Origin of the sequence: Nocardioides acrostichi, from assembly GCF_015319165.1 — a bacterium.
GTDB classification, from domain to species: domain Bacteria; phylum Actinomycetota; class Actinomycetes; order Propionibacteriales; family Nocardioidaceae; genus Nocardioides; species Nocardioides acrostichi.
This window is the reverse complement of the sequence record NZ_JADIVZ010000003.1, coordinates 215922-240121: the sequence shown is the minus strand read 5'-3', so window position 1 is coordinate 240121 and position 24200 is coordinate 215922. Positions and strand designations below refer to the sequence as shown.

The following is a 24200-nucleotide window of genomic DNA, read 5'->3' as shown; positions in this document are numbered from 1 at the left end:
GCAACACAGACCCGCGGTCGTCGCGGGCGCCCTAGGCTCTGCGATCGGCATGAGTACCCACGAAGCGGCTGCCAGCGAGGTCGCCGAGCGACCACGCATCGACTCGCTGACCGGCCTGAGGTTCCCCGCCGCGCTGGCGGTGTTCGCCTACCACGCCGCCGGCCACTCCCTGCCCGGCCCTGGGCACGACATGGCACTCGCCGTCGCGGGTCGGGGCTATGTGGGCGTGTCGTTCTTCTTCGTGCTGTCCGGTTTCGTGCTCACCTGGTCACACCGGCCTGACGACACCCCCCGTGCGTTCTACCGCCGCCGGCTCGCCCGGATCATGCCGGTCTACTGGCTGTGCCTCGCGGCCGGCTGGGCGCTGCTCGTGGCGGGCACCGGCGATCTAATGGAGACCACGCGCGATGTCGCGCCCTCCGTCGTCGGCCTCCAGGCCTGGTTTCCCTCCGCGGCCGTGCACTACGGGGCCAACGGTCCGGGGTGGTCGATCTCGGCCGAGCTCTTCTTCTATGCGATGTTCCCGCTCCTGACGACGCTCACCGCGACACGCCGGGGTCGGCGCACGCTCGGGCTCGGGGCGGCCGCTCTCATGGTGGTACCGAGCCTGCTGCTCCATCCCACGGCCCCCGGGAGTCTGGACTCCACGGCGGCGTGGCTGATCTACATCTGTCCGATCACGCGCGTCGCCGAGTTCGCCGTCGGCATCCTGGTCGCCCACGCCGTCCGTCGCGGATGGCGACCGCCGCTCACAACGAGAGCCGCCCTGCTCCTCGTCCTCGCGGCGTACGTGGCCACGGCCTTCGTGCCCCTCTGGGCCACGGTGTCCCTCGTGCTCGTGGTGCCGTTCTCATGGCTGATCGCGGCCGCAGCGACGGACGACCTCGCCCACCGCACGTCACGGTGGGGCTCCCCCGCGGCTCGCCGGCTCGGTGAGTGGTCCTTCGCGTTCTACCTCGTGCACGCCAGCGTCTTGAAGGTGCAGCACGAGGTGGTCCTACGACTCGGCGCCGACCCCACACTCGACCAGATCACCATCGCACTGGCGCTGCTGGCATCAGTGGCCATCGCCGCGGCCGTCCACAGGTGGATCGAGTCACCGCTCGAGCGACGGTGGCGACGCACACCCGCCCGGGCCACCCTCGAGGTCGCCGGGTCGGGAGCGGACCGACTCACTCCACGGGCAGGCCGAGGCCACGGGCGATGAGCATCCGCTGCACCTCCGAGGTGCCCTCGCCGATCTCCAGCACCTTGGCGTCGCGGTAGAACCGCGCCACCGGGTACTCCTCCATGAAGCCGTAGCCGCCGAACACCTGCGTGGCGATGCGCGTGGCCGTGACCGCCGACTCGGTGCTGTAGAGCTTGGCCACCGCCGCGGCCTGCTTGAAGGCGGACGCCGGGGCTCCGGCGTCCTTGAGGGCGGCGGCGCGGTAGGTGAGCAGGCGCGAGGCGTGCACCATGACCTCGAGGTCGGCGATCTGGAAGGCCACACCCTGCTTGCGGCCGATCGGGGCACCGAAGGTCTCACGCTCGCCGGCGTAGGCGACCGCCATGTCGAGGCAGGCCTGGATGCAGCCGACCGAGAGGGCGGAGATGGCCACGCGGCCGTCGTCGAGGGTGGCGAGGAACTGGGCGTAGCCGCGCCCCCGCTCGCCGAGCAGGTTCTCGGCCGGCACGTGGCAGCCGGTGAAGCTCAGCGGGTGGGTGTCGGAGGCGTGCCAGCCGAGCTTGTCGTAGGCGGGCTCGGCGACGAATCCTGGCGTACCCGCGGGCACCATGATCGCGGAGATCTCGGGGCGGCCGTCGTCGCGCGTGCCGGTGCGGGCCGTGACCGTGACCAGCGAGGTGATCTCGGAACCCGAGTTGGTGATGAACTGCTTGGCGCCGTCGACGACCCACTCGTCGTTCACGAGCTCGGCCTTGGTGCGGGTGGCCCCGGCGTCGGAGCCGGCGCCGGGCTCGGTGAGCCCGAACCCGGCCAGGCGATCGCCGGCCACCAGCGCCGGCAGCCACTCCTGCTGCTGCTCGCGCGTGCCGTAGGTGAGGATCGGGTTGATGCCCAGGCCCACACCGGCCTGGAGTGTGATGCCGAGCGACTGATCGACCCGGCCGACCTCCTCGATCGCCACGCACAGCGAGGTGAAGTCGCCGTCGTCGCCCGCGCCGCCGAACTCCTCGGGTGCCGTGAGGCCGAAGAGCCCCAGAGCCCCCATCTTCTGCACGACGTCGGTCGGGAAGTGGTGGTCCTTGTCCCACTGGGCCGCGTGGGGGGCGATCTCCCCTTGGGCGAACTCCCGCACGCTGCGGCGGAACTCCTCGTGCTCGCGGGACAGCTCGAATGGCGTGGCAGCGGTCATGTCTGCACCCTAGCCCGACCGGTTAGCGTTTGTTAACCAACCGGGACGACGGTCATCGGCCCCCGAGGGCCGCCACACTGAGCCCACCCGGGGCGTTGGCTCACTCGGTGAACAGCGAGCTGACCTTGATCAGCGTCTCGACGATCCCGTACACGAGCGGGATGCCGACGAGGGCCCAGGCTCCGGCGATCTTGGCGCTCATGCGGCGCTCCTCTCCTCGGTGGGTGCGGTCTCGGGCTCATGGTGCTTCTCGGCCACGGGGCGCACCAGCAGGTTGGCGACGAAGCCGACCGCGAGCACACCGACCATCGTCAGCAGGGCCGGCCGATAGTCGTCGGCGACCAGCTCCCCCGGTGTCCCTCGGGCGTCGAGGAACCCGTTGACGATGAGTGGTCCGACGATGCCGGCGAGCGACCACGCCGTCAGCAGCCGGCCGTGGATGGCGCCGACCTGGTAGGTGCCGAAGAGGTCGCGCAGGTAGGCCGGGACGGTCGCGAAACCACCACCGTAGAAGGAGATGATGACCGCGGCGAGCAGCACGAAGACCACCGTCGAACTGGTCCCGGCCAGGGCCAGCGCCGAGTACAGCACGAGGCCGACTCCCAGGTAGAGCATGTAGGTGGGCTTACGGCCGATGACATCAGAGGTCGAGGACCATACGAACCGCCCGGCCATGTTGAAGATCGACAACAAGCCCACGAATCCGGCCGCTGCGGGCGCGGAGACGCTCGAGGCGCCACCCTCGCGGAAGAAGTCGACGATCATCGACGCGGCCTGCTCGAGGATGCCGATGCCCGCGGTCACGTTGCAGAAGAGCACCAGCCACACGAGCCAGAACTGGGGAGTCTTGATGGCCGTGGCCGCCGACACGCTGGCGGTGGTGACCATGCTCTGCTGCTTGCTCCGCGACGGCTCCCACCCGCCCGGCCTCCAGTCGTCGGCCGGCACGCGCACGATGAGCGCGCCGAAGAGCATGAACGCGAGGTAGACCAGCCCCAGCGTGACGAACAGCCCGGCGACGGCCCCGCCGCTGGCGGTCTGGTCGGGGTAGCCGCTGTCGTAGAGCGAGAGCAGCCGGCTGCTGAGCGGGCTGGCGACCAGCGCACCGCCCCCGAAGCCCATGATCGCCATGCCGGTGGCGAGGCCGGGTCGGTCGGGGAACCACTTGATGAGGGTCGAGACCGGTGAGATGTAGCCGATGCCCAGTCCGATGCCCCCGAGCACGCCGTAGCCGAGGTAGACCAGCCACAGCTGTCCCGCGGAGATGCCGAGGGCCGAGACCAAGAAGCCGGCCGACCAGAAGACGGCGGCCACCGCCATGGCGGCGCGCGGGCCGTTGCGATCGACCCAGGTGCCGAACAGGGCGGCGGAGACCCCCAGCACCGCGATCGCCAGCGAGAACACCACGCCCACAGCCGTGAGACTGGAGTCGAAGCGCTCGACGAGCGCGCTCTTGTACACGCTGGTCGCGTACACCTGACCGATGGAGAGGTGCACGGCCAAGGCGGCGGGCGGCACCAGCCACCGGCTGTATCCCGGTGGCGCGACGATGCGCTCACGGGAGAGGAACGACGGGACGGCCACGAGAATCCTCCTACGTCAACGATGTGATGGCCACCCTGCCGACCCGACGTGAGAGGCGCCACACCTGATCGGTCGGGGTGAGTCGGGCGATACCCTGCGAACCGAGTCCCACGAGAACACCCCTCACCACCATCGGGCAGGAGCGCACGTGCCGGAGATCAAGCCATTGCAGAAGGTCCTCATCGCGAATCGCGGAGAGATCGCGGTCCGGGTCATCAGGGCCTGCAAGGACGCCGGCATCGGTAGCGTCGCCGTCTACGCCGATCCCGACCGCGACGCCGTGTTCGTGCGCATCGCCGACGAGGCCCACTCGCTGGGCGGGGCCACCCCGGCCGAGTCCTACCTCGACATCGAGAAGATCATCGCGGTGGCGAAGAAGTCCGGCGCCGACTCCGTACACCCCGGCTACGGCTTCCTCGCCGAGAACGCCGACTTCGCCCAAGCCGTGATCGACGCCGGCCTCATCTGGATCGGTCCGCCGCCGGCGGCCATCGAGGCCCTCGGCGACAAGGCCAAGGCCAAGCACATCGCCGAGCGCGCCAACGCGCCGCTGGCCCCGGGCACGAAGGATCCGGTCGCCGACGCCGACGAGATCGTCGCGTTCGCCAAGGAGGCCGGCCTGCCGGTCGCCATCAAGGCGGTCTTCGGCGGCGGCGGTCGCGGTCTGAAGGTCGCGCGCACGCTCGAGGAGATCCCCGACGCCTTCGACTCCGCCGTCCGCGAGGCCGTCACCGCGTTCGGCCGCGGGGAGTGCCTGGTCGAGAAGTTCCTCGACAAGCCGCGTCACGTCGAGACCCAGTGCCTGGCCGATCAGCACGGCAACGTCGTGGTCGTCTCGACCCGCGACTGCTCGCTCCAGCGCCGCAACCAGAAGCTGGTCGAGGAGGCGCCCGCGCCGTTCCTCTCCGACGAGCAGATGACCGAGCTCTACGAGTCCTCCAAGCGCATCCTCACCGAGGCCGGCTACTACGGCGCCGGAACCTGCGAGTTCCTGGTCGCCCAGGACGGCACCATCTCCTTCCTCGAGGTCAACACCCGACTCCAGGTCGAGCACTGCGTCTCCGAGGAGGTCACCGGCATCGACCTCGTGCGCGAGATGTTCCGTGTCGCCGCCGGCGAGGAGCTCGGGTACGGCGACCCCGAGGTGCGCGGCCACTCCATCGAGTACCGCATTAACGCCGAGGACGGCGGCCGCAACTTCATGCCCGCTCCCGGCACCCTCTCGGCGTGGAGCCCGCCGCAGGGCCCGGGCATCCGGCTCGACGGCGGCTACGAGAACGGCGAGACCGTCCCCGGCTCGTTCGACTCCCTCATCGCCAAGCTCATCGTCACCGGCACCACCCGCACCCAGGCGCTGGAGCGCTCGCGGCGCGCGCTCGACGAGTTCGTCGTCGACGGCATGCCCACGGTCATCCCGTTCCACCGCGCCGTGGTCTCCGACCCCGCCTACGTCGGCCCCTCCAACCCCACCGGCGAGGGCTCCTTCGACGTCTACACCCAGTGGATCGAGACCGACTTCGACAACCAGATCGAGCCCTACGGCGGCGATGTGGCCGAGGCCGAGGAGGCCGGCGAGCGTCAGACCGTGGTGGTCGAGGTCGGCGGCAGGCGCCTCGACGTCGTCATCCCGGCCGGCCTCGGCGGACTCGCCGCCACCGGCGGAGGCGCCGGCGCCGGTGCGAAGAAGCCCAAGCGCGCCGCAGGCAAGAAGGCCGGCGCCGCGGCGTCCGGCGACGCCGTCACCAGCCCCATGCAGGGCACCGTGGTCAAGGTCGTCGCCGAGGAGGGCGCCGAGGTCGCCGAGGGCGACACGATCGTGGTCATCGAGGCCATGAAGATGGAGCAGCCGCTCAAGGCGCACAAGGCCGGCACTGTGACCGGACTGGCCGCCGAGATCGGCGCCACCGTCACCAGCGGCGCGGTCATCTGCGAGCTGAAGGACTGACCCGGCTCCCACCCGTCGCACTCCGGTAACCGGGAGGTCCGTGTCGACACGGACCTCCCGGTTGCTCTCACGTGTGCTGGGCGGGTGTCACCAGAGCAGGTCGGCCCACACAAAGCCCGGCCGCTCGGTGAGCGAGACCCCCGGCAGCAGGCTGGGCAGGGCCTCCGCGATGCCCTCGAGATCGGCACCCTCGACGGCCACGGTCAGGCGATCGGGTGTCACGCGCAGCGTCACGTCGTCGACGTCGGAGCCGCCCAGCACGCACAGCGCCACGGCGCGGCCCGTGGCCGCCCGTCCCGGGTCCAGCGGCGTCGAGGCGCTGAGCCGGACGACGGCGCCCCGCGCTCGCGCGCGCACGAGCGCCTCGCGCACGCCGGCGTCGAGCAGCACCCGGGCGCGCAGGTCGTCTCGTAGCCGGGCCGACAGCAGGCTCGCCTGGAGCGCGGCGTCGGCCGGCGAGACCGCACCGGAGGACACGCTGCGCAGGAAGGGCAGCACGTCGGCCTCCAGCTCACGCACCCGCTGCTCGCGTACGGCCACCCACTCCCCCAGCACCACCTGGTCACCGGCGGAGGCGACCGCACGGCCGAGCAGCCGGGAGGCCAGCCGGTCGGCGGGCTGCACCACACTCCTGATGCCCCACGAACCGAGGAACCACAGGAGGGCGGCCACGCTCGCCTGCGCGACGTCGGAGAGTGAGACGACCACCCCGTGCTCCAGCAGCAGGTAGGTCACCTGCACCCCCATCTGCGTCACCGCAGCCAGGGCACCGTGGCCCGGGCGGCCCCGCAGCACGAGGACGGCGATGAGCAGCGCCGTCCACCCCTGCGCCCAGTTCGCATAGGTCTGCAACTCACCGGGGTGCAGGGAGGCGAGATCCGCCGCCTCGATCAGGCCGATGGCTGCCACGACCATCAGCCCCTCGCCGCGGCCGAGCGGGCGCGTGCGAGGGTCGATCAGAGGCATGAGCATGCGCACGACGACCAGGCCGCACCCGAGCAGGGCCGCCAGATAGAGCCACGGCTCGTCGACCAGCTCCCACGACAGCAGCGCCATGGTCACGTGCAGCACCGACCAGGCACCGGCCGCGACGAGGCAGGCGGTGCGCACGGGGGCCGTGACCGACGAACCCGTCGGGCGCGTCGAGGAGTCCTCAGACGTCGTCGGCGTCGGGTGCGCGCTCGTCGTCGACGTCACGGCCACAGCACCTCCACCTCCGTGCCTGCACCTCGCCTGGACTGCACGCGGGCTCGCCCACCCACCGCCTCCATGCGTCCGCGCACGGAGACGAGGATGCCCAGGCGGTCCGGGGCGGTGTGGTCGGGGTCGAACCCTCGACCGCGGTCGACGACGCGCACCCGCACAGCCCGACGGTCGTGGTGCACGCTGACCTCGACCGTCCCCTCGGGCGCCGGCTCGCCCCCGAACGCGTGGCGGCCGACGTTGCGCAGCGCCTCGCGGGTCGCCTCCACGAGCGCGATCCGTACTTCGGCGGGCAGCGGCACCGCGTCGTCGTCGACCTCCACGAGGGTGTCGGCGCTCGGACACATCTCCAGCGTGCTGTCCAGGAGCCCGTCGACGAGGTCGGGCGCCGGCGGACCCTGCGCGGCCGCGGCCCCGGCGTCGTCGACCACTCTGGCGGCGGCCTCGCGCACCGGGGCCGGGATCTCGTCCTGCGACACCTGCACATCGGCCAGCACCGCGAGCACCTCGTCGTGCACGTAGGCGTCCCACAGCGCCGCGGCTCGTCCCTGCGCCTCGACGGCCCTGGCGTCCTCGAGTCGTCGGACGGCCTCGGCCCGCGCCACCCCGATGCGTCCGACGCTCTGGTCGAGCACCAGCCGGACCGTCGTGAGGCCACCGGCGATCGTGACGACGAACAGCAGGCTGCCGACGAGATCCTCGGGCCGCTCGCCCCAGTCGACGCGCCAGGACAGCCAGCCGCGCGCCAGCACCAGCGCCAGCACGGCCAGGGCGACGCCCGAGCCACGTCGGGAGACCACGGCGGCGGCGCCGCTCGCGACGTAGATGACATAGAGCGGCCAGGGCGTCTGCACCCGACTCGCCGTCTCGACCAGCGGCAGGGTGATCAGGAGGGCGACCTCGGTCGCGACCACCGTGCGTCCGGAACCGACATCGTGCCCCGCGACCGCCAGCACGAGGCTCGCGACGAGGGCTGCGAGGCCGGCCGCCGTCCACCAGAGGGGGTAGCCGTCGTGCTGCTCGCGCACACCGACCGCGACGGGGAACACCAGCGTCAGCAGGCCGACGACCAAGAGCAGACAGGCCAGCCGGCGCGGGTCAGTCCGCATCGGCGATGAGGCCGTCCTCCACGGCGCGACGGTGCAGGTCGACGCGTGAGGAGGCCGGCCTCCCGAGGTCGGCGTACTTGACCCGGACCCGCTTGAGGTACTCCTTGAGCGTCTCCTCCGAGATGCCCATCGCCCGCGCCGCCTGCCGGTCGGTGAGCCCGTGCGCGACCAACTGGAGCGCCTCCTCCTCCCGCCTGGCCAGCCGGGGTCGCTGGCGCTCGTAGGCGTGCACCATCTCGGCCATCTGGTGGCTGATGACCGGCAGCCCCGCCTCGACCTGGCTGATGGCGTCGAGCAGCACCTCCCGCTCCTCCGACTTCAGCACCACTCCCAAGGCGCCCGCCTGGAGGGCGTCGACGACCCACGCGTTGCGGCTTCCTTCGGTGTAGACGAGCACCCCGGCGTCGAGGGCCAGTAGCCGTCGCACGTTGTCGCGGGGGCGCGAGCCGTCTCCGAGCTGGAGGTCCAACAGCACCACGTCGGCCTCGAAGCCGGCGCCGGCGTAGTCCGCGACGGACGCCGCGTGCCCGACGAAGGTGTAGCGGTCCGGGTGCTCATCGGCGTAGGTCTCGAGCCCGTAGAGCATCATCGGGTGATCGTCGATGGCGGCCACCCGGCACGGCCCCTCGGCGACTGGTGCGGTCACGAGTAAAGGCTAGGTGAGGTCAGCCACCGGCGCGAGAGCCGATCCGGCCGGTGGGCGCCACCCGGTGAGACGCGCGGTGCCCTCACGCACCTGGTCTCGATAGGTTGCCACGCATGTTCTCCAAGGTGCTGGTGGCCAACCGTGGCGAGATCGCCGTGCGTGCCTTCCGGGCCGCCTACGAGCTGGGGGCCCGCACGGTGGCGGTGTTCCCGCACGAGGACCGGTGGTCCGAGCACCGCCTCAAGGCCGACGAGTCCTATCAGATCGGAGAGCTCGGCCACCCCGTGCGCGCCTACCTCGACCCGCAGGCGATCGTCGAGGTCGCCGTACGCTCCGGAGCCGACGCGGTCTACCCCGGCTACGGCTTCCTCTCCGAGAACCCGGCCCTGGCCGAGGCGTGCGCCGAGGCGGGCATCACCTTCATCGGCCCGGCTCCCGAGGTGCTCGAGCTCACCGGCAACAAGGCCCGGGCCATCGCCGCGGCCAAGGCGGCGGGTGTCCCGACGCTGGCCAGCGTCGAGCCGTCGGACGACGTCGACACCCTGCTCACGGCCTCGGAGAGGCTGCCCTACCCGCTCTTCGTCAAGGCGGTGGCCGGCGGCGGCGGTCGCGGCATGCGACGGGTCGACGACCCCGCCCGGCTGCGCGACGCCGTCGAGGCCTGCATGCGCGAGGCGGCGGGCGCCTTCGGCGACCCCACGTGCTTCATCGAGCAGGCGGTGGTCGACCCGAGGCACATCGAGGTGCAGATCCTCAGCGACGGCACGGGTGGGGACGACGGCGTCATCCATCTCTACGAGCGTGACTGCTCGCTGCAGCGGCGGCACCAGAAGGTCATCGAGCTCGCGCCGGCGCCGAACCTCGACCCCGGTCTGCGCGAGCGCATCTGCGCCGACGCCGTGCGCTTCGCCCGTGAGATCGGGTACCGCAACGCCGGCACGGTGGAGTTCCTCCTCGGCGCCGACGGCACGTACCACTTCATCGAGATGAACCCGCGCATCCAGGTCGAGCACACCGTCACCGAGGAGGTGACCGACGTCGACCTGGTGCAGAGCCAGATCCGCATCGCGGCCGGCGAGACGCTGGCCGACCTCGGGCTGAGCCAGGACTCCATCGTGCTGCGCGGCGCGGCGCTCCAGTGCCGCATCACCACCGAGGATCCCGCCAACGACTTCCGCCCCGACACCGGGGTCATCACCACCTACCGCTCCCCCGGCGGCGGCGGGGTGCGTCTGGACGGCGGCACGGTCTACACCGGCGCCGAGGTGTCGGCGCACTTCGACTCGATGCTGGCCAAGCTCACCTGCCGCGGGCGCACCTTCGAGAAGGCGGTCGAGAAGGCGAGTCGGGCGGTGGCGGAGTTCCGCATCCGCGGCGTCTCCACGAACATCCCGTTCCTCCAGGCGGTGCTCGCCGACCCCGACTTCACGGCCGGCCGGGTCACCACCTCGTTCATCGAGACCCACCCGCAACTGCTGCGCGCCCGCGGCACCGGCGATCGCGGCACCAAGCTGCTCACCTACCTCGCCGACGTCACCGTCAACCGGCCGCACGGCGAGGCTCCGGTGACGATCAGCCCGGTCGAGAAGCTACCCCCCGTCGATCTCGGGGTGCCCGCGCCCGACGGCACGCGCCAGGCGCTGCTGCGGCTGGGGCCCGAGGGGTTCGCCCGGGCCTTGCGTGAGCAGAAGAACGTCGCGGTCACCGACACCACGTTCCGCGACGCCCACCAGTCGCTCCTGGCCACGCGCGTGCGCACCGCCGACCTGCTGGCGGTCGCGCCGTACGTCGCCCGCACCACGCCCGAGCTGTGGTCGCTGGAGTGCTGGGGCGGCGCGACCTACGACGTCGCGCTGCGCTTCCTCTCCGAGGATCCGTGGGAGCGATTGGCGGCCCTGCGTCAGGCGGCACCGAACATCTGCCTCCAGATGCTGCTGCGAGGTCGCAACACGGTCGGCTACACGCCGTACCCGACGACGGTCACCGATGCGTTCGTCGAGGAGGCCGCGGCCACCGGACTCGACGTCTTCCGCATCTTCGACGCGCTCAACGACGTCGACCAGATGCGCCCGGCCATCGACGCCGTCCGCGGCACCGGGACCGCACTGGCGGAGGTCGCGCTGTGCTACACCGGCGACCTCTCCTCGCCCGGCGAGAAGCTGTACACGCTCGACTACTACCTGCGCCTGGCCGAGCGCATCGTCGAGGCCGGCGCCCACGTACTGGCCATCAAGGACATGGCCGGGCTGCTCAGGGCGCCTGCGGCCCGTCGCTTGGTCATGGCGCTGCGGGAGAACTTCGACCTGCCCGTGCACCTGCACACCCACGACACCCCGGGCGGCCAGCTCGCCACGCTCACCGCGGCGATCGACGCCGGCGTCGACGCGGTCGACGCGGCGTGCGCGGCCATGGCGGGCACGACCTCGCAGGTGCCGCTCTCCTCGCTCGTGGCGGCCACCGACCACTCCGAGCGCGAGACGGGCCTCTCGCTGGCCGCCGTCAACGCGCTCGAGCCGTACTGGGAGTCCGTACGGCGGGTCTACGCGCCGTTCGAGTCCGGCCTCACCGCTCCCACCGGCCGCGTCTACCGGCACGAGATCCCCGGTGGCCAGCTCTCCAACCTGCGCCAGCAGGCGATCGCGCTGGGGCTCGGCGAGCGGTTCGAGGAGGTCGAGGACATGTACGCCGCGGCCAACGACATCCTCGGCAACGTGCCGAAGGTGACGCCTTCGTCCAAGGTCATCGGCGACCTCGCCCTCGCGTTGGTCGGTCTGGGCGCCGACCCGGCCGAGTTCGCGGCCGACCCCTCGAGGTTCGACCTACCGGCCTCGGTCGTGGGCTTCCTGCACGGCGAGCTGGGCGACCCGCCGGGCGGCTGGCCCGAGCCGTTCCGCTCCCGAGCGCTCGAGGGCCGCTCCTGGACGCCGGCGACCGAGTCGCTGTCGCAGGACGACACCGCCGGGCTCGCCGGCACGGCCGGCCAGACCAACCCCGAGCGCCGCCGGACGCTCAACCGGCTGCTGTTCCCGGGGCCCACCGCGGAGTACACCGAGACAGTCGACACCTACGGCGACGTGTCGGTGCTCGCCACGCTGGACTACCTCTACGGGCTGCGCCCGGGCGTCGAGCACGAGGTCACACTCGACGAGGGCAAGCACCTGATCCTCGGGCTCCAGTCGATCAGCGAGCCCGACGAGCGCGGCTTCCGCACCGTGATGGCGATGCTCAACGGCCACATGCGCCCCGTGAGCGTGCGCGACCGCAGCGTGTCGGCCGCGGTCGAGGCCGCCGAGAAGGCCGACCCCTCGGAACCCGGTCACGTGGCCGCCCCCTTCCAGGGCGTCGTCACGGTGGTGGTCGAGGAGGGCCAGCCGGTCGAGGCCGGCGAGACCCTCGCCACGATCGAGGCGATGAAGATGGAGGCCGCCATCACCGCCCCGCGGGCCGGCACCGTGGCCCGCCTGGCCCTCAGCGGCACCCGCTCGGTCGAGGGCGGCGACCTGGTGGTCGTGCTCGGTTCCTGACGTTCGCCGGTCAGGAGCCGCGGCCGAGATCTACCCTGCCGCGGTGAGACGTCTGTTGCTGGCCGTGTGCGCTACCGCTCTGAGCCTGCCCCTGCTCGTGCCGTCCCTCGCCGGCGCGGCCGACCCGAATCCGGGCAACCCGCTGGCCGGACGCGCGTGGGGCGTGCCCCGCCACACCGCCGAGCCCCAGTGGCTCGCGTACGAGGCCGCGTCGGGTCGCCAGAAGAGACTGCTCGGCCGCATCGCCCTACGGCCGACCTCGAAGTGGTTCGGCGCCTGGATCCCCGACGGTGACATCAAGCAGAAGGTGCGCTCCTACATCGACGCCTCCACGGGCGGCGACACCGCCGTGGTCGCCCAGCTCACCGTCTTCAGGATGGTGCCGTGGGAGCAGGCCGCCTGCACGAGACTGCCCACGAAGACGGAGCGGACGTCGTACAAGCGGTGGATCCGCCGGTTCGTCGCGGGCATCGGCACCGAGCAGCACGCCGCGGTGGTCCTCCAGCCCGACGGGCCCTTCGCCCTGTGCGCGCCCGACGGCTCGCACGTGCTCTCGCGGCTCGAGACCTACGCGGCGAAGCGGCTCGGTGCCCTGCCGAACGTCGCCACCTACATCGACGCCGGATCCGCCGGTTGGAACCACCTCGACCCGGCGAACGCCGTCCGCCAGTTGACGCGGGCCGGCGTCGAGCACGTGCGGGGCTTCCACCTCAACACGACGCACTACGAGTCGACCGCCCGCGAGATCGACTTCGGCGCCGAGGTCGTGGCGGCGCTCGCGAAGGCTGGCCTCGACGACGTCCACTTCACCGTCGACACCGCCGAGAACGGCCGGCCCTTCACCTACACCGAGTTCTTCGACGCCCACCCCGACGGCGTCTTCAACAACGCACCCGCCTGCCGTAGGGCCGCCCAGAGGGTCTGCGCGACCCTCGGCATCCCGCCGACCGCCCAGGTGGCGCGCAAGCGGTGGCACCTACCCGCGCGCATCCGCCGGCTCGCCCGAGAGCACGTCGACGGCTACCTCTGGGCCGGACGCCCCTGGCTCGACACCCAGACCTGGCCGTTCGTCAGGCAGCGCGCTCTCCGGATGGCCCGCACCACCCCGTTCGCCGCAGCGCGGGGAGGAGAGGCGCTCAGCGCACGCTGAAGCGGAACCAGGTCGACGGCAGGCCGAGCCCGGAGCGGGCGGCGTCGCCGGTGAGCGTCACGGTGGCATCGGAGCCGACGAGGCGCAGCGAACGCACGCGGCGTCCGCCCTCGGTGTCGAGCACGACGATGCGCTCGAGGTCGCCGAGAGCCGGCCACTGCGACTCGATGCGGTCGTCGGTCACCTGACGCGTCCAGTCGTGGTAGCCGTTGCCGGACCACCCGTCGTAGGGGTCGGCCTGCGCCACGAGATAGGGCACGGAGCCGGCCGAGGTGTAGCCACCGCTGCTGGAGCCGAACTGCGTGAACGCCGCGGCCCCGTCGGCCAGGACCACCTGCCGCGCGGTCGCCGCGACCGCGTCGTCGGAGAGCGGATTCTCCGAGCCCACGCCACCGTAGACCTGGCACGAGGTGGTGTCGCAGACCTGATAGTCGGGGCTCACCGGGTGAGCGCGCTCGTAGGCGGCGTAGGTGCGGGCCGCGATCGCCTGGGCCTGCACCGCCGCCGGGCTCCAGCTCGCCGGCATCTCGCGGGGCACCACACCGCGCAGGTAGTCCTCGAGGCGCAGCCGGTTCACCACGACCGGCGCCGAGCCCGTAGCGACCAGCCGCAGCCGGCCCCGGTAGGCACGGTCGCCGGACGGCGTCACCATGCTCACCGGTCGGTTGCGCGCGTCGAGCTCGCCGGAGCCGGCCAGGTCGACCACCGGCTCCCAGCCTCCCTTGGCCGGAGCACCCGCGGGCAGCCGCGCCACCCGCGCGCCGTCATCGCGCACCCGCACGCGGTAGCGCGACACCCCGTCGGCCGGCAGCTCCGTGGTCTCCCCCGTCGCGACGTCGCGCACCCGCAACCCCGACCGGGGCCGCACCACCAGATCGCGACGTCCGGTGCCGCTGAGGCCGACACTGATCCGGCCGCCGCGCGTGCCGGCGTCCGTGCCCGGGTAGTAGAACGCGACGATCTGTTGCGCGGTCAGGCCCTGCCGCGCGGCGCCCTCGGCGCCGTACTGGGACATCCCGTGACCGTGCCCGAAGCCGTGACCGGTCACCGTCAACACCGCGTCGGAGGGCACGTCGATCGCGGCGGCGCGCCGGGCCTGGGCGGGAGCCGCACCCACCGTGAGGGCGACCAGAGCCGTCAACGACACGGCGAACAGCGAGCGCATGGGCGTCATCGCACCACGCGTCACACCAGCCCCGCCGGGCTACGCGAGAACTACGGTCACGTAGTTTTGAACAGCGTCGAACGCAGGCCGAACGTCGAACGGAAGGCGTCGCCGCTCACCGTCACCGTCTTCGACGAGCCTCGGATGCTGACCGTGACCGCACGGCCGCCGTAGGCCCCGTTCCCGTCGCGCTCGGAGACACTCAGGGAGCGGAAGGCGCCGATGTCGTAGGCGCTCTCGATCGCGGCAGCCGAGACGCTCTGCTTCCAGACCGGGTAGTCGTCGAAGGTGTCCTTGCGCGCCTTGAGGTAGGCAGCCGATCCCTTGACCGAGTAGCCGCCGTTGCTGGCCGAGAACTGGGTGAAGGCCGGCCGGCCCTGGTAGGTGCGCACCTGCTTGCGGGTGGCCTTGACCGCCTGGTCGGACGCCGGGTGCTCGGCCGAGGCGCCCCCGTAGACCTGGCACAGCGCGGTGTCGCAGATCTGGTAGCGCCCCGTGAGGGGGTGCGCCCGCTCGTACGCGGCGTAGGTGCGGGCCGCGACGGCCTGCGCGCGCACGGCGTTCGCCGACCACAACGCCGGCACCTCCTGCGGCACGACGCCGCGCAGATAGCTCTCCAGGCTCACCTTGTTCACGGTGTCGCGCCGGGTGCCAGCACTGTTGCTCGACACCGAGCGCAGCGTGCCCCGGTACGTCGTGCGGCCGCCCGGCTTGATGAGGGTGATCGGACCGGGCGCGCGGAACTCGGCGTCGGGGGCGAAGCGTCGCTTCGAGTGCCAGCCGCCGCTCGTGCGCTTGGACTCCAGGTGAGTACGGCCCTGCGCGTCGGGCCGCAGCCGCCACTGCTTCGCCTGCGAGTCGAGGCCGGTGAGGTCGATGGTGCGGCTCTTGCCGAGCAGCTTCACCTTCAGCCCGGAGCGGTCGACCACGCGCACGTCGCGCCCGGTGTCGCCGCTGATGAGCACCGTGACCTGACCGCCCACGCTGCCCTGCTTCGTACCCGGGTAGTAGAAGCCGAGGATGCGCTGGTACCCCCAGCCGGCCTCGGCGCGCGCCTTGGCGCCGTACTGGGAGAGCCCCTTGCCGTGGCCGAACCCCTTGCCCTGCAGGGTGACGCCGCCGGCGCGGGCCTGGGCGGACGGCGCTGTGGCCACGGCGACGAAGCTCAGGACCAACCCAAGTACGGGCGCGATGAGCAGGAACGGCAGACGACGAGACATGGAGAGACTCCCGAGAGCGGTCGAGGACCGCCCCATCCTCACAGATGCAGGCAAGCTGACACCGCGATACGCCGACCTGCTGCGCCGCCTCTGCGAGTGACGGTCGCGTGACCCACTTCCTCGACTTCGAGCTCGCCCTCAAGATCGCGGCGCGAGCGATCGGTGGAGAGCCCGTCGTCGGCGACGCTGGGCTCCTCGAGTCGGCGCTGGCGCGACCGCCGGCCGAGGGCAGCATGTCGGACCTGGAGTCCATCGCAGCGCTTCTCGAGACGGGTTCGCCACGGGGGCTTGGCCGCCGAGCTGCCCCGGCCGGACTCGGTGCTGCTGAGCGCGGTGCAGCGGTGCAGCGGCCTCAGACCCGGTGGAGTCGCCGTGCGGCCTCGGCGATGGAGCCGCTCATCGAGGGGTAGACCGTGAACGCGTGCGCGAGCTGGTCGGCGGTGAGGTTGTTCGCGACCGCCAGCGCGACCGGGTGGATCAGCTCCGAGGCCCGCGGCCCCACCACGACGCCACCCACCACGATGCCGGTGCCGGGGCGGCAGAACAGCTTGACGAAGCCGTCGCGCACGCCCTGCATCTTGGCTCGCGGATTGCCCGAGAGGTGCAGCATCGCGACCTCGGCCTGCATCTCGCCGGCGTCGACGGACTGCTGGGAGCACCCCACCGTGGCGATCTCGGGGGCGGTGAAGACGTTGGAGGAGACGGTGCGCAGGTCGAGGGGCTGCACGGCGTCGCCGAGGAAGTGCCACATGGCGATGCGTCCCTGCATCGCGGCCACCGAGGCGAGCATCAGCACCCCGGTGCAGTCACCGGCCGCGTACACGCCGCGGGCCGAGGTGCGTGAGACGCGGTCGACGTTGACGAACCCGCCGTCCTTGACGACGACACCGGCCTCCTCGAGCCCGAGGCCGCTCGTGTTCGGTACCGAGCCCAGCGCCAGGATGCAATGGGAGCACTCCACGGTGCGACCGTCGGTCAGCGTGACCGTGACGACGTCGCCGTCGCGGGTGACCGACTCCATGCGCGACTTCGAGAGCACCTCCATGCCGCGTCGGGTGGCCACCTCCTCGAGCACGGCGGCTGCGTCGGCGTCCTCGCCGGGCAGCACGCGGTCGCGGGAGGACACCAGCGTCACGGGGACGCCGAGAGCCTGGTAGGCGCTCGCGAACTCCGCGCCCGTGACGCCCGAGCCGACCACGACCAGCTTCTCCGGTCGTTCGGTGAGGTCGTAGACCTGCTCCCAGGTGAAGATGCGCTCACCGTCGGGCTGCGCGCTCTCGAGCGTGCGCGGTGCGGCACCCGTGGCCAACAGGATCGCGTCGGCCTCGAGGGTCGACTCCCCCCGCTCACCGTGGGTCACCACGACCCGGTTGGGTCCGTCGAGTCGCCCGCGGCCGGTGACGACCTCGACGCCGTCACGGCGCAGCCGGCGCTCGATGTCGTGGGACTGGTCGGTGGCCAGTCGCTTGACCCTCGCGTTGACCTTCGCGAGGTCGACGTCGATGGCGGTCGCGGGGTCACCTTCGGCGTCGCGCAGGCCAATGCCGAGCTCGCCCGCCTCGGCGACCTCGGTCATCACCTCGGCGGTGGCGATGAGGGTCTTGCTGGGCACACAGTCGGTGAGCACCGCCGAGCCGCCCAGGCCGTCGGTGTCGACGACCGTCACCTCGGCCCCCAACTGCTGGGCCACGTGTGCGGCCTCGTAGCCACCGGGGCCACCCCCGACGATCACCACCCGGTCACTCATGCGAATGCCTCTCCGTCGATGCTGGATCGGTTGCGGTCGGCGTGGCCTGGCCACTCACCGGGTTCTCAGAAGTTGATCATGTGGCCCGCGATGCCGTGCACGGCCTCCTTGACCGCCTCCGAGAGCGTCGGGTGGGCGAACACGTTCCGGGCGACCTCGTCGGCGGTGAGATCCCACTTCTGCGCGAGGGTGAGCACGGGCAGCTGCTCGGTGACGTCGGGTCCGATCATGGCGGCGCCGAGGATCTCGCCGTGCTCGGCGTCGGCGACGACCTTGACGAAGCCGACGGTCTCGCCGAGCCCCGCGGCCTTGCCGTTGGCCGAGAACGGGAACTGGGCGGTCTTGACGTCGTAGCCCTTCTCCTTCGCCTGGGCCTCGGAGTAGCCGAACGAGCCGATCTGCGGCTGGCAGTAGGTGGCCCGCGGGACGAAGTCGTACTCGACCGGCATGGTCTCGGCGCCGGCGATGGTCTCGGCGGCCACGATGCCCATGGCCTCGGCCACGTGGGCGAGCATCAGCTTGCCGGTGACGTCGCCGATGGCGTAGACGTGCTCGACGTTGGTGCGGCAGAAGTCGTCGATCGCGATGGCGCCGCGCTCGGTGGTCTCGACGCCGGTGGCGTCGAGACCGTAGCCCTCCAGGCGGGGGGCGAAGCCGAAGGCGGCCAGCATCTTGTCGGCCTCGAGCACCTCGGAGTCACCGCCGCCGGCGGGCGAGACGGTGACCTTGACGCCGGAGCCGGTGTCCTCGACGTTCTCGACCTTGGTGGAGGTCAGCACCTTCACGCCGAGCTTCTTGTACTGCTTGAGGAGCTCCTTGGAGACCGCTTCGTCCTCGGTCGGCACCATCCGGTCGAGGAACTCGACGATGGTCACGTCGACCCCGAAGTTCTTCATCACGTAGGCGAACTCGACGCCGATGGCGCCGGAGCCGCCGATGATGATCGAGCCGGGCAGCTCGCTGTCGAGGATCTGCTCCTCGTAGGTGACGACGTTCTCGCTCTTCTCCATGCCGGGGAGCATCCGCACGGTGGCGCCCGTGGCCAGGATGAGGTCGTCGCAGGTGTAGGACGTCGTGGCCCCGTCGGCGTCCGTGACGTCGAGCGAGGTCGGGCCGGTGAGCTGGCCCCAGCCGTTGATCTCGGTGATCTTGTTCTTCTTCATGAGGAAGTGGACGCCCTTGACGATCCCCTCGCTCACCTTGCGGCTGCGGGCGTGCGTCGGGCCGAACGACATGGTGGCGTCGCCCTCGATGCCGAACGTCTTCTTCTCGTGCGTGAGGGTGTGCGCCAGCTCGGCGTTCTTCAGCAGCGCCTTGGAGGGGATGCACCCCACGTTGAGGCAGACCCCGCCCCAGTACTTCTCCTCCACGACGGCCACCTTCTTGCCGAGCTGTGAGGCTCGGATGGCGGCGACATAGCCACCGGGGCCGGCGCCGAGGACCAGGACATCGAAGTGCGTCTCGCTCACGGGTCCACCCTAGTCCCGCGCGTCACCGCCCGAGCGAGCGGCGGTCCGCTGGCAGTAGCCTCGTGCCCCGTGACGCTCTACGCCGCCTACGGGTCCAACCTCGACCCGGCCCGGATGGGCGAGCGCTGCCCGCACTCGCCGCTCCAGACGACGGGGTGGCTGACCGGCTGGCGGCTCACCTTCGGCGGCGAGGAGCACGGCTGGGACGGCGCGCTACCGACGCTCGTCCCGGACCCGCTCGAGCAGGTGTTCGTAGCGATCTACGACATCAGCCGCCACGACGAGCGCACCCTCGACGAGCACGAGCAGGCCGACTCGGGGCTGTACCGCAAGACCAAGGTGCGGGTCTCGACCATGACCGGCGAGCAGGTGGCTTGGGTCTACGTCATCGACGCCTACGAGGGCGGGCTGCCCTCGGCGATCCAGCTCGGCGTGCTGGCCGACGCAGCGGAGGCGGCCGACGCACCTGCCGATTACGTGGCTGCGCTGCGGCGTCGCCCGTGTCGGTCCACCGGCCTGTGAGAGGTGTGCTTGTAGGGTCCGCGGAGTGACCCCGTACGAGCAGGCAGAGCAGGCCGCGGCGACCTTGCGTGAGCTGACGGGCGTCGAACGTCACGACGTCGCCCTCGTGCTCGGCTCGGGATGGCTGCCCGCCGCCGAGGCGCTGGGCGAGGCGACCGCCGACGTCGCGAGCACCGACGTCCCGGGCTTCTCGGCCGCCGCCGTCGCCGGACACAGCGGCCGCATCAGATCGGTGCCGACCGGGCCGGAGGGCGCCACCCGGCTGCTCCTCTTCGGCTCGCGCACGCACTACTACGAGGGCAGGGGCGTCGACGCGGTCGTGCACGGGGTGCGCACCGCCGCAGCCGCCGGCTGCCGGGCGATCGTGCTCACCAATGGCTGCGGCGGCCTGCGCGAGACCTGGAGCCCCGGCACACCGGTGCTGATCCGCGACCACATCAACCTCACCGGTGCCTCTCCCCTGGTCGGCGCGAACTTCGTCGACCTCACCGACCTCTACTCCCCACGCCTGCGCGAGCTGTGTCGCGAGGTGGAGCCGGGGCTCGACGAGGGTGTCTACGTGCAGTTCCCCGGGCCGCACTACGAGACGCCGGCCGAGATCGGCATGGTCCGCGCGATCGGGGGCGACCTGGTGGGCATGAGCACCACGTTAGAGGCCATCGCCGCTCGCGAGGCGGGCATGGAGGTGCTGGGCCTGAGCCTGGTCACCAACCTGGCCGCCGGCATCAGCGGCGCCCCCCTCGACCACACCGAGGTGCTCGAGGCCGGTCGGGCGGCCGCCCAGCGCATGGGCGACCTGCTGGCACGCGTCGTGCCGCGCATCTGAGAAGGCCCCCTTCGGGAGAGACATGACCCAGACCCACTCCGGCGCCGAGACCCGCGAACGTCTCCTCTCGGCCGCGACCAGGGCCTTCGCCGAGCACGGCCCCGGCAACGCCTCGCTGCTCGAGATCACCCGGCAGGCGGGTCAGCGCAACCGGGGCGCCGTGCATTACCACTTCGGCTCGCGCGAGGGTCTGCTCGCCGCCGTGCTGCGTCAGCACGCCGCCGACATCGCCGAGCGCCAGCGGGTCATGTTGGAGTCGGCCCGGTTGCAGCCCGACGACGACGTCGCGTCCGTCGTCGAGGCGGTGGTGCGTCCCGCGGTCGAACTGGCCGAGGCCGGGTGGAGCGGCCGATGCTTCATCGTGATCGTGGCAGCCCTCGTGGTCGACGAGCAGTACGACACCGACCCCGAGGTCGCCGAGGCCCTCCAGCTCACCGGCGGTTTCGAGACCTTCGACCTGCTGCGCACCCGGATGCCGGATCTGCCGGTCGAGATCGTCGACGAGCGGTTCGGCCTCTTCGCCGCGTTCACCCTGCGCGCCATCGGCGACCGGGTCCGGCTGCGCGACAGCGCCTCGCCCGGCTCCCCTCGCTCGAGCCTCGACACCGAGGCGTTCGTCACCAACCTCATCGCGATGGGGGTGGGCATGCTGTGCGCGTCCTCGTGACCGGCGCGGCCGGCTCCATCGGCCGCGTGCTGTTGCCGGGACTCGCCGGTCTCGGCCACGAGGTCGTCGGGCTCGACCGCGCTCCGGCCCCCGCCGGCCTCGTCTCCGACGGCTGGCACGTCGCCGACTGCGCCGACCCCGCGGCCGTCGACGCCGTCGTGGCCGACGCCTCCCCCGAGGCGGTCGTGCACCTGGCCGGACAACCCGACGAGGCCTCCCTGCCCGACTCCTTGACCTCGCACGTCACCACGACCGCCTCCCTCGTCGACGCGATGGTGGCCCACGGGGTGCCGCGATTCGTCTACGCCTCCTCCAACCACGCGGTCGGCCGGACGCCGCGTGCGGACCTCGCCGACGGCGTGCTCCGCGCCGACGCTCGGCCGCGCCCCGACACCTTCTACGGCGTCGGCAAGGTCGCGGCCGAGGCCGTGATGAGCCTCTACGCCGACCGCTACGGCCTCGATGCGATCGCGTGCCGGATCGGCTCGTTCCTCCCCGAGCCCACCACCGTGCGCCAGCTCGCGACCTGGCTCTCCCACGGTGACTGCGTGCGCATGGTGCACGCCGCCCTCACCGCCCCCTCCCCCGGCTTCGCGGTGCTCTACGGCGTCTCGGCCAACACCCGGGGCTGGTGGGACCTGACCCCCGGCCGCACCCTGGGGTTCGACCCGCAGGACGACGCCGAGACCTTCGCCGGCTCCGTCGACGCGCGCCCCGAGGACGACGCCGAGACCACCGTGGTCGGTGGCCCTTGGGCGGGCGAGTCGTTCTACCGCCCCGCCCTCTGACGCCGACCCGTCGCCAGTTTTCACGTGACCCGTCGCCAGTTTTCATCTGACCTGCCACGACTTTGCAGCTGACCTGCCACCATTTTTCTTGTGTTTGCTGGAGTGCACTCCCATGTCTCACACTGCCGGCATGGGCTCTCACACCATCGCCGAGGCCGCAGACCTGGTCGGCCTGAGCACCGACACCCTGCGGTACTACGAGAAGGACGGCCTGCTCCTGCGCCCCGTGCCGCGGACGTCGTCAGGGCAGCGCCGCTACGCCGTTGAGGATCTGCAGTGGCTGACGATGGTGACCCGACTCCGCTCCACCGGCATGCCGATCCGAGCCATCCGGCGCTATGCAGCGCTCGTGCGGGCCGGCAGCGGCAACGAGGTCGAGCGCCTGGAGCTGCTGCGTGCCCACCGTCGCACCGTGCTCGACCAGTTGGCCGAGATCACCGAGCACCTCGGGGCGATCGAGGCCAAGATCGGCATCTACGAGGACACACTCGACCGGGGACTTGACCTGGAGCGCACTCGAGGGTCTTCAGTGGGGGTATGACGATTCAACAGCGCACCCTCGGCACCACCTCGCCGCTCACCGTCTCCGCGCTCGGTCTCGGTTGCATGGGCATGTCGGAGTTCTACGGAACCCCTGACGAGCAGGGCGGCATCGAGACCATCCACCGCGCCCTCGACCTCGGCGTCACCTTCCTCGACACCGCCGACATGTACGGGCCCTTCACCAACGAGCGACTCGTCGGTCGCGCCATCGCCGCACGCCGCGACGAGGTGCAACTCGCCACCAAGTTCGGCAATCAGCGCACCGAGGACGGCACCCGGCTGGGCATCAACGGGCGCCCCGAGTACGTGCGGGCCGCGTGCGACGCCTCGCTGATGCGCCTCGGCGTCGACCACATCGATCTCTACTACCAGCACCGCGTCGACTTCACCGTGCCGATCGAGGAGACGGTCGGCGCCATGAAGGAGCTGGTCGAGGCCGGCAAGGTCCGGCACCTCGGCCTCTCGGAGGCCGGCGCCGACACGATCCGCCGCGCGCACGCCGTGCACCCCATCACCGCCCTCCAAAGCGAGTACTCGCTGTTCACCCGCGACCTGGAGGACGACATCCTCCCCGTGGTGCGCGAGCTCGGCATCGGTCTCGTGCCGTACTCACCGCTGGGCCGCGGCATCCTGACCGGCCGTCTCACCCAGGGATCGCTCGCCGACGGCGACAGCCGCGCGAGCGCCTACTTCCCGCGGCTCAACGGCGACAACCTCGACGCGAACCTCGCACTGGTCCGCGCGGTCACCGAGATCGCCGAGCGGCTGGACTGCACCCCGGGGCAACTCGCCCTGGCCTGGGTGCTCGCCCAGGGCGACGACGTCGCGCCCATCCCCGGTACCAAGCGGGTGCGCTATCTGGAGGAGAACGTCGGCGCGCACGCCGTCCGACTCACCGACGAGGATCTGGCGGCACTCGAACGCGCCGTCCCGCGCGGTTCGGTGGCCGGCGATCGCTACGGTGACATGAGCTCCATCGACGCGTGACGGACCGACCCCGGCCCGCCCGGTTGGCGAGTTTTGCTGTGAATCCTAAATGGATCGGGGATGATCACCGCGTGAACAACTCGTTTCGGCGCGTAAGGGCAGGCGCGCTCATCGGGGCTCTGGGGCTCTCGAGCACCCTGCTGACGGCGTGCAGCGACAGCTCGACCACGGCCGACCCTACCCCGCCGAGCAGCGCGACCCCGACCTCGCCGTCCGTGTCGACGTCGGCTCCCACCGAGTCCACCGAGCCCACCGAGCCCGCATCGTCGAAGCCACCGGCCGAGCGCACCGCCGCCACCACCAGCAACGCCGCCGACGCCGGCAACTCCTGCACCGAGCTGCCGGCGCGCACCCAGCTCATCGCCTGGGAGGTGTTGCGGGTCAGCACCCCGATCACGGTCACCTCGCTGGAGCCGCAGGGCACCGGTGTGAAGGTCACCGGCACCCTGCTCTCCCCGGCGCCGGTGAAGGTGCCGACGACGACGGGCGCCTGGCAGGGCACCGCACCGCCGAAGCGCACGCAGAAGTATCTCGGCTGGGCCGATCGCAAGCCCCTCACCGATCGCGTCATCGAGCCCGGCCGCTACTACTGGTACGCCCGGGCCACCGTCACGACGCCGGCGAGGGTCGATTCCGTCGACCTCACCTACACCCGCGAGGACACCGGCGCCGAGGAGACCATCTCCTCGCGCTTCGACGAGATCGCGCGCGCCTCCTGCTCCTGACGGCACTCCGGCTACGGTGACCG

At 71.6% G+C, this 24200-nt stretch carries 21 protein-coding genes; 11 read left to right on the top strand and 10 right to left on the bottom strand.

Going from position 1 to position 24200, the window contains the following annotated elements; genetic code table 11:
• Positions 1–49 precede the first annotated feature (49 nt).
• A complete protein-coding gene (locus tag ISG29_RS08955) occupies positions 50–1207 on the top strand; it encodes an acyltransferase family protein (protein WP_194503075.1) in 1158 nt (385 codons plus the stop codon).
• Here ISG29_RS08955 and ISG29_RS08950 read toward each other — a convergent pair.
• From ISG29_RS08950 to ISG29_RS08945, 3 genes are all read right to left on the bottom strand, one after another.
• Positions 1173–2357: an acyl-CoA dehydrogenase family protein gene (locus tag ISG29_RS08950; protein WP_194503074.1), complete on the bottom strand. Its 1185-nt coding sequence runs from the start codon at positions 2355–2357 to the stop codon at positions 1173–1175. The genes ISG29_RS08955 and ISG29_RS08950 overlap by 35 nt on opposite strands.
• A 100-nt stretch (positions 2358–2457) precedes the next feature.
• Entirely contained in the window at positions 2458–2559 is a 102-nt protein-coding gene (locus ISG29_RS21935; protein WP_456237960.1) for an MFS transporter small subunit, read from the bottom strand.
• Positions 2556–3941: an OFA family MFS transporter gene (locus ISG29_RS08945; RefSeq protein WP_194503073.1), complete on the bottom strand. Its 1386-nt coding sequence runs from the start codon at positions 3939–3941 to the stop codon at positions 2556–2558. The genes ISG29_RS21935 and ISG29_RS08945 overlap by 4 nt, the downstream gene beginning before the upstream one ends.
• Positions 3942–4089: 148 nt before the next feature.
• Here ISG29_RS08945 and ISG29_RS08940 point away from each other — a divergent pair, with 148 nt between their 5' ends.
• Positions 4090–5886 carry an acetyl/propionyl/methylcrotonyl-CoA carboxylase subunit alpha gene (locus ISG29_RS08940; RefSeq protein ID WP_194503072.1) on the top strand — a complete coding sequence of 599 codons (1797 nt, stop codon included), beginning with the start codon at positions 4090–4092 and terminating at the stop codon, positions 5884–5886.
• A gap of 87 nt (positions 5887–5973) precedes the next feature.
• Here the strand turns inward: ISG29_RS08940 and ISG29_RS08935 are convergent, their stop codons facing one another.
• From ISG29_RS08935 to ISG29_RS21585, 3 genes are read right to left on the bottom strand one after another with little or no spacing between them, the layout of a single operon-like run.
• Positions 5974–7083: a hypothetical protein gene (locus ISG29_RS08935; protein ID WP_194503071.1), complete on the bottom strand. Its 1110-nt coding sequence runs from the start codon at positions 7081–7083 to the stop codon at positions 5974–5976.
• Positions 7080–8198: an ATP-binding protein gene (locus ISG29_RS08930; protein ID WP_194503070.1), complete on the bottom strand. Its 1119-nt coding sequence runs from the start codon at positions 8196–8198 to the stop codon at positions 7080–7082. The genes ISG29_RS08935 and ISG29_RS08930 overlap by 4 nt, the downstream gene beginning before the upstream one ends.
• The gene (locus tag ISG29_RS21585) at positions 8188–8844 is read right to left on the bottom strand and encodes a LuxR C-terminal-related transcriptional regulator (RefSeq protein WP_194503069.1); all 657 of its coding nucleotides are present in this window, start codon (positions 8842–8844) and stop codon (positions 8188–8190) included. Before ISG29_RS21585 ends, ISG29_RS08930 begins: the two co-directional genes overlap by 11 nt.
• Positions 8845–8957: 113 nt before the next feature.
• On the opposite strand from ISG29_RS21585, the gene ISG29_RS08920 reads away from it, so the two are divergent.
• Positions 8958–12368, top strand: a complete 3411-nt coding sequence (locus ISG29_RS08920; protein WP_194503068.1) for a pyruvate carboxylase — start codon at positions 8958–8960, stop codon at positions 12366–12368.
• A 43-nt stretch (positions 12369–12411) separates the two neighbouring features.
• Positions 12412–13518, top strand: coding sequence for a glycoside hydrolase family 6 protein (locus ISG29_RS08915; RefSeq protein WP_194503067.1), 1107 nt, complete (start codon positions 12412–12414; stop codon positions 13516–13518).
• Here ISG29_RS08915 and ISG29_RS08910 read toward each other — a convergent pair.
• The 4 genes from ISG29_RS08910 to lpdA form a co-directional block, all read right to left on the bottom strand.
• Entirely contained in the window at positions 13505–14692 is a 1188-nt protein-coding gene (locus ISG29_RS08910; protein ID WP_194503066.1) for a SpoIID/LytB domain-containing protein, read from the bottom strand. The two genes, ISG29_RS08915 and ISG29_RS08910, sit on opposite strands and share 14 nt — an antisense overlap.
• A gap of 47 nt (positions 14693–14739) precedes the next feature.
• The gene (locus tag ISG29_RS08905) at positions 14740–15903 is read right to left on the bottom strand and encodes a SpoIID/LytB domain-containing protein (protein WP_194503065.1); all 1164 of its coding nucleotides are present in this window, start codon (positions 15901–15903) and stop codon (positions 14740–14742) included.
• A 352-nt stretch (positions 15904–16255) separates the two neighbouring features.
• Positions 16256–17650 carry an NAD(P)H-quinone dehydrogenase gene (locus ISG29_RS08900; protein ID WP_194503064.1) on the bottom strand — a complete coding sequence of 465 codons (1395 nt, stop codon included), beginning with the start codon at positions 17648–17650 and terminating at the stop codon, positions 16256–16258.
• A gap of 65 nt (positions 17651–17715) precedes the next feature.
• A complete protein-coding gene (gene lpdA / locus ISG29_RS08895) occupies positions 17716–19119 on the bottom strand; it encodes a dihydrolipoyl dehydrogenase (protein WP_194503063.1) in 1404 nt (467 codons plus the stop codon).
• A 69-nt stretch (positions 19120–19188) separates the two neighbouring features.
• Between lpdA and ISG29_RS08890 the strand changes: the two genes are divergently transcribed.
• The 7 genes from ISG29_RS08890 to ISG29_RS08860 all read left to right on the top strand — a co-directional run bounded on the left by ISG29_RS08890 (position 19189) and on the right by ISG29_RS08860 (position 24177).
• Complete coding sequence (locus ISG29_RS08890; RefSeq protein WP_194503062.1) at positions 19189–19641, top strand: gamma-glutamylcyclotransferase family protein; 453 nt, start codon at positions 19189–19191, stop codon at positions 19639–19641.
• Between the two features lie 25 nt (positions 19642–19666).
• Complete coding sequence (locus tag ISG29_RS08885) at positions 19667–20467, top strand: purine-nucleoside phosphorylase (RefSeq protein ID WP_194503061.1); 801 nt, start codon at positions 19667–19669, stop codon at positions 20465–20467.
• Positions 20468–20489: 22 nt separating this feature from the next.
• Positions 20490–21134, top strand: a complete 645-nt coding sequence (locus tag ISG29_RS08880; protein ID WP_194503060.1) for a TetR/AcrR family transcriptional regulator — start codon at positions 20490–20492, stop codon at positions 21132–21134.
• Entirely contained in the window at positions 21119–21922 is an 804-nt protein-coding gene (locus ISG29_RS08875) for an NAD-dependent epimerase/dehydratase family protein (RefSeq protein WP_194503059.1), read from the top strand. The genes ISG29_RS08880 and ISG29_RS08875 overlap by 16 nt, the downstream gene beginning before the upstream one ends.
• A gap of 130 nt (positions 21923–22052) precedes the next feature.
• Positions 22053–22463, top strand: coding sequence for a MerR family transcriptional regulator (locus ISG29_RS08870; RefSeq protein WP_207792909.1), 411 nt, complete (start codon positions 22053–22055; stop codon positions 22461–22463).
• Positions 22460–23452 carry an aldo/keto reductase gene (locus ISG29_RS08865; protein WP_194503057.1) on the top strand — a complete coding sequence of 331 codons (993 nt, stop codon included), beginning with the start codon at positions 22460–22462 and terminating at the stop codon, positions 23450–23452. Before ISG29_RS08870 ends, ISG29_RS08865 begins: the two co-directional genes overlap by 4 nt.
• A gap of 71 nt (positions 23453–23523) precedes the next feature.
• Positions 23524–24177: a hypothetical protein gene (locus tag ISG29_RS08860; protein WP_194503056.1), complete on the top strand. Its 654-nt coding sequence runs from the start codon at positions 23524–23526 to the stop codon at positions 24175–24177.
• The last annotated feature ends 23 nt before the right edge of the window (positions 24178–24200 follow it).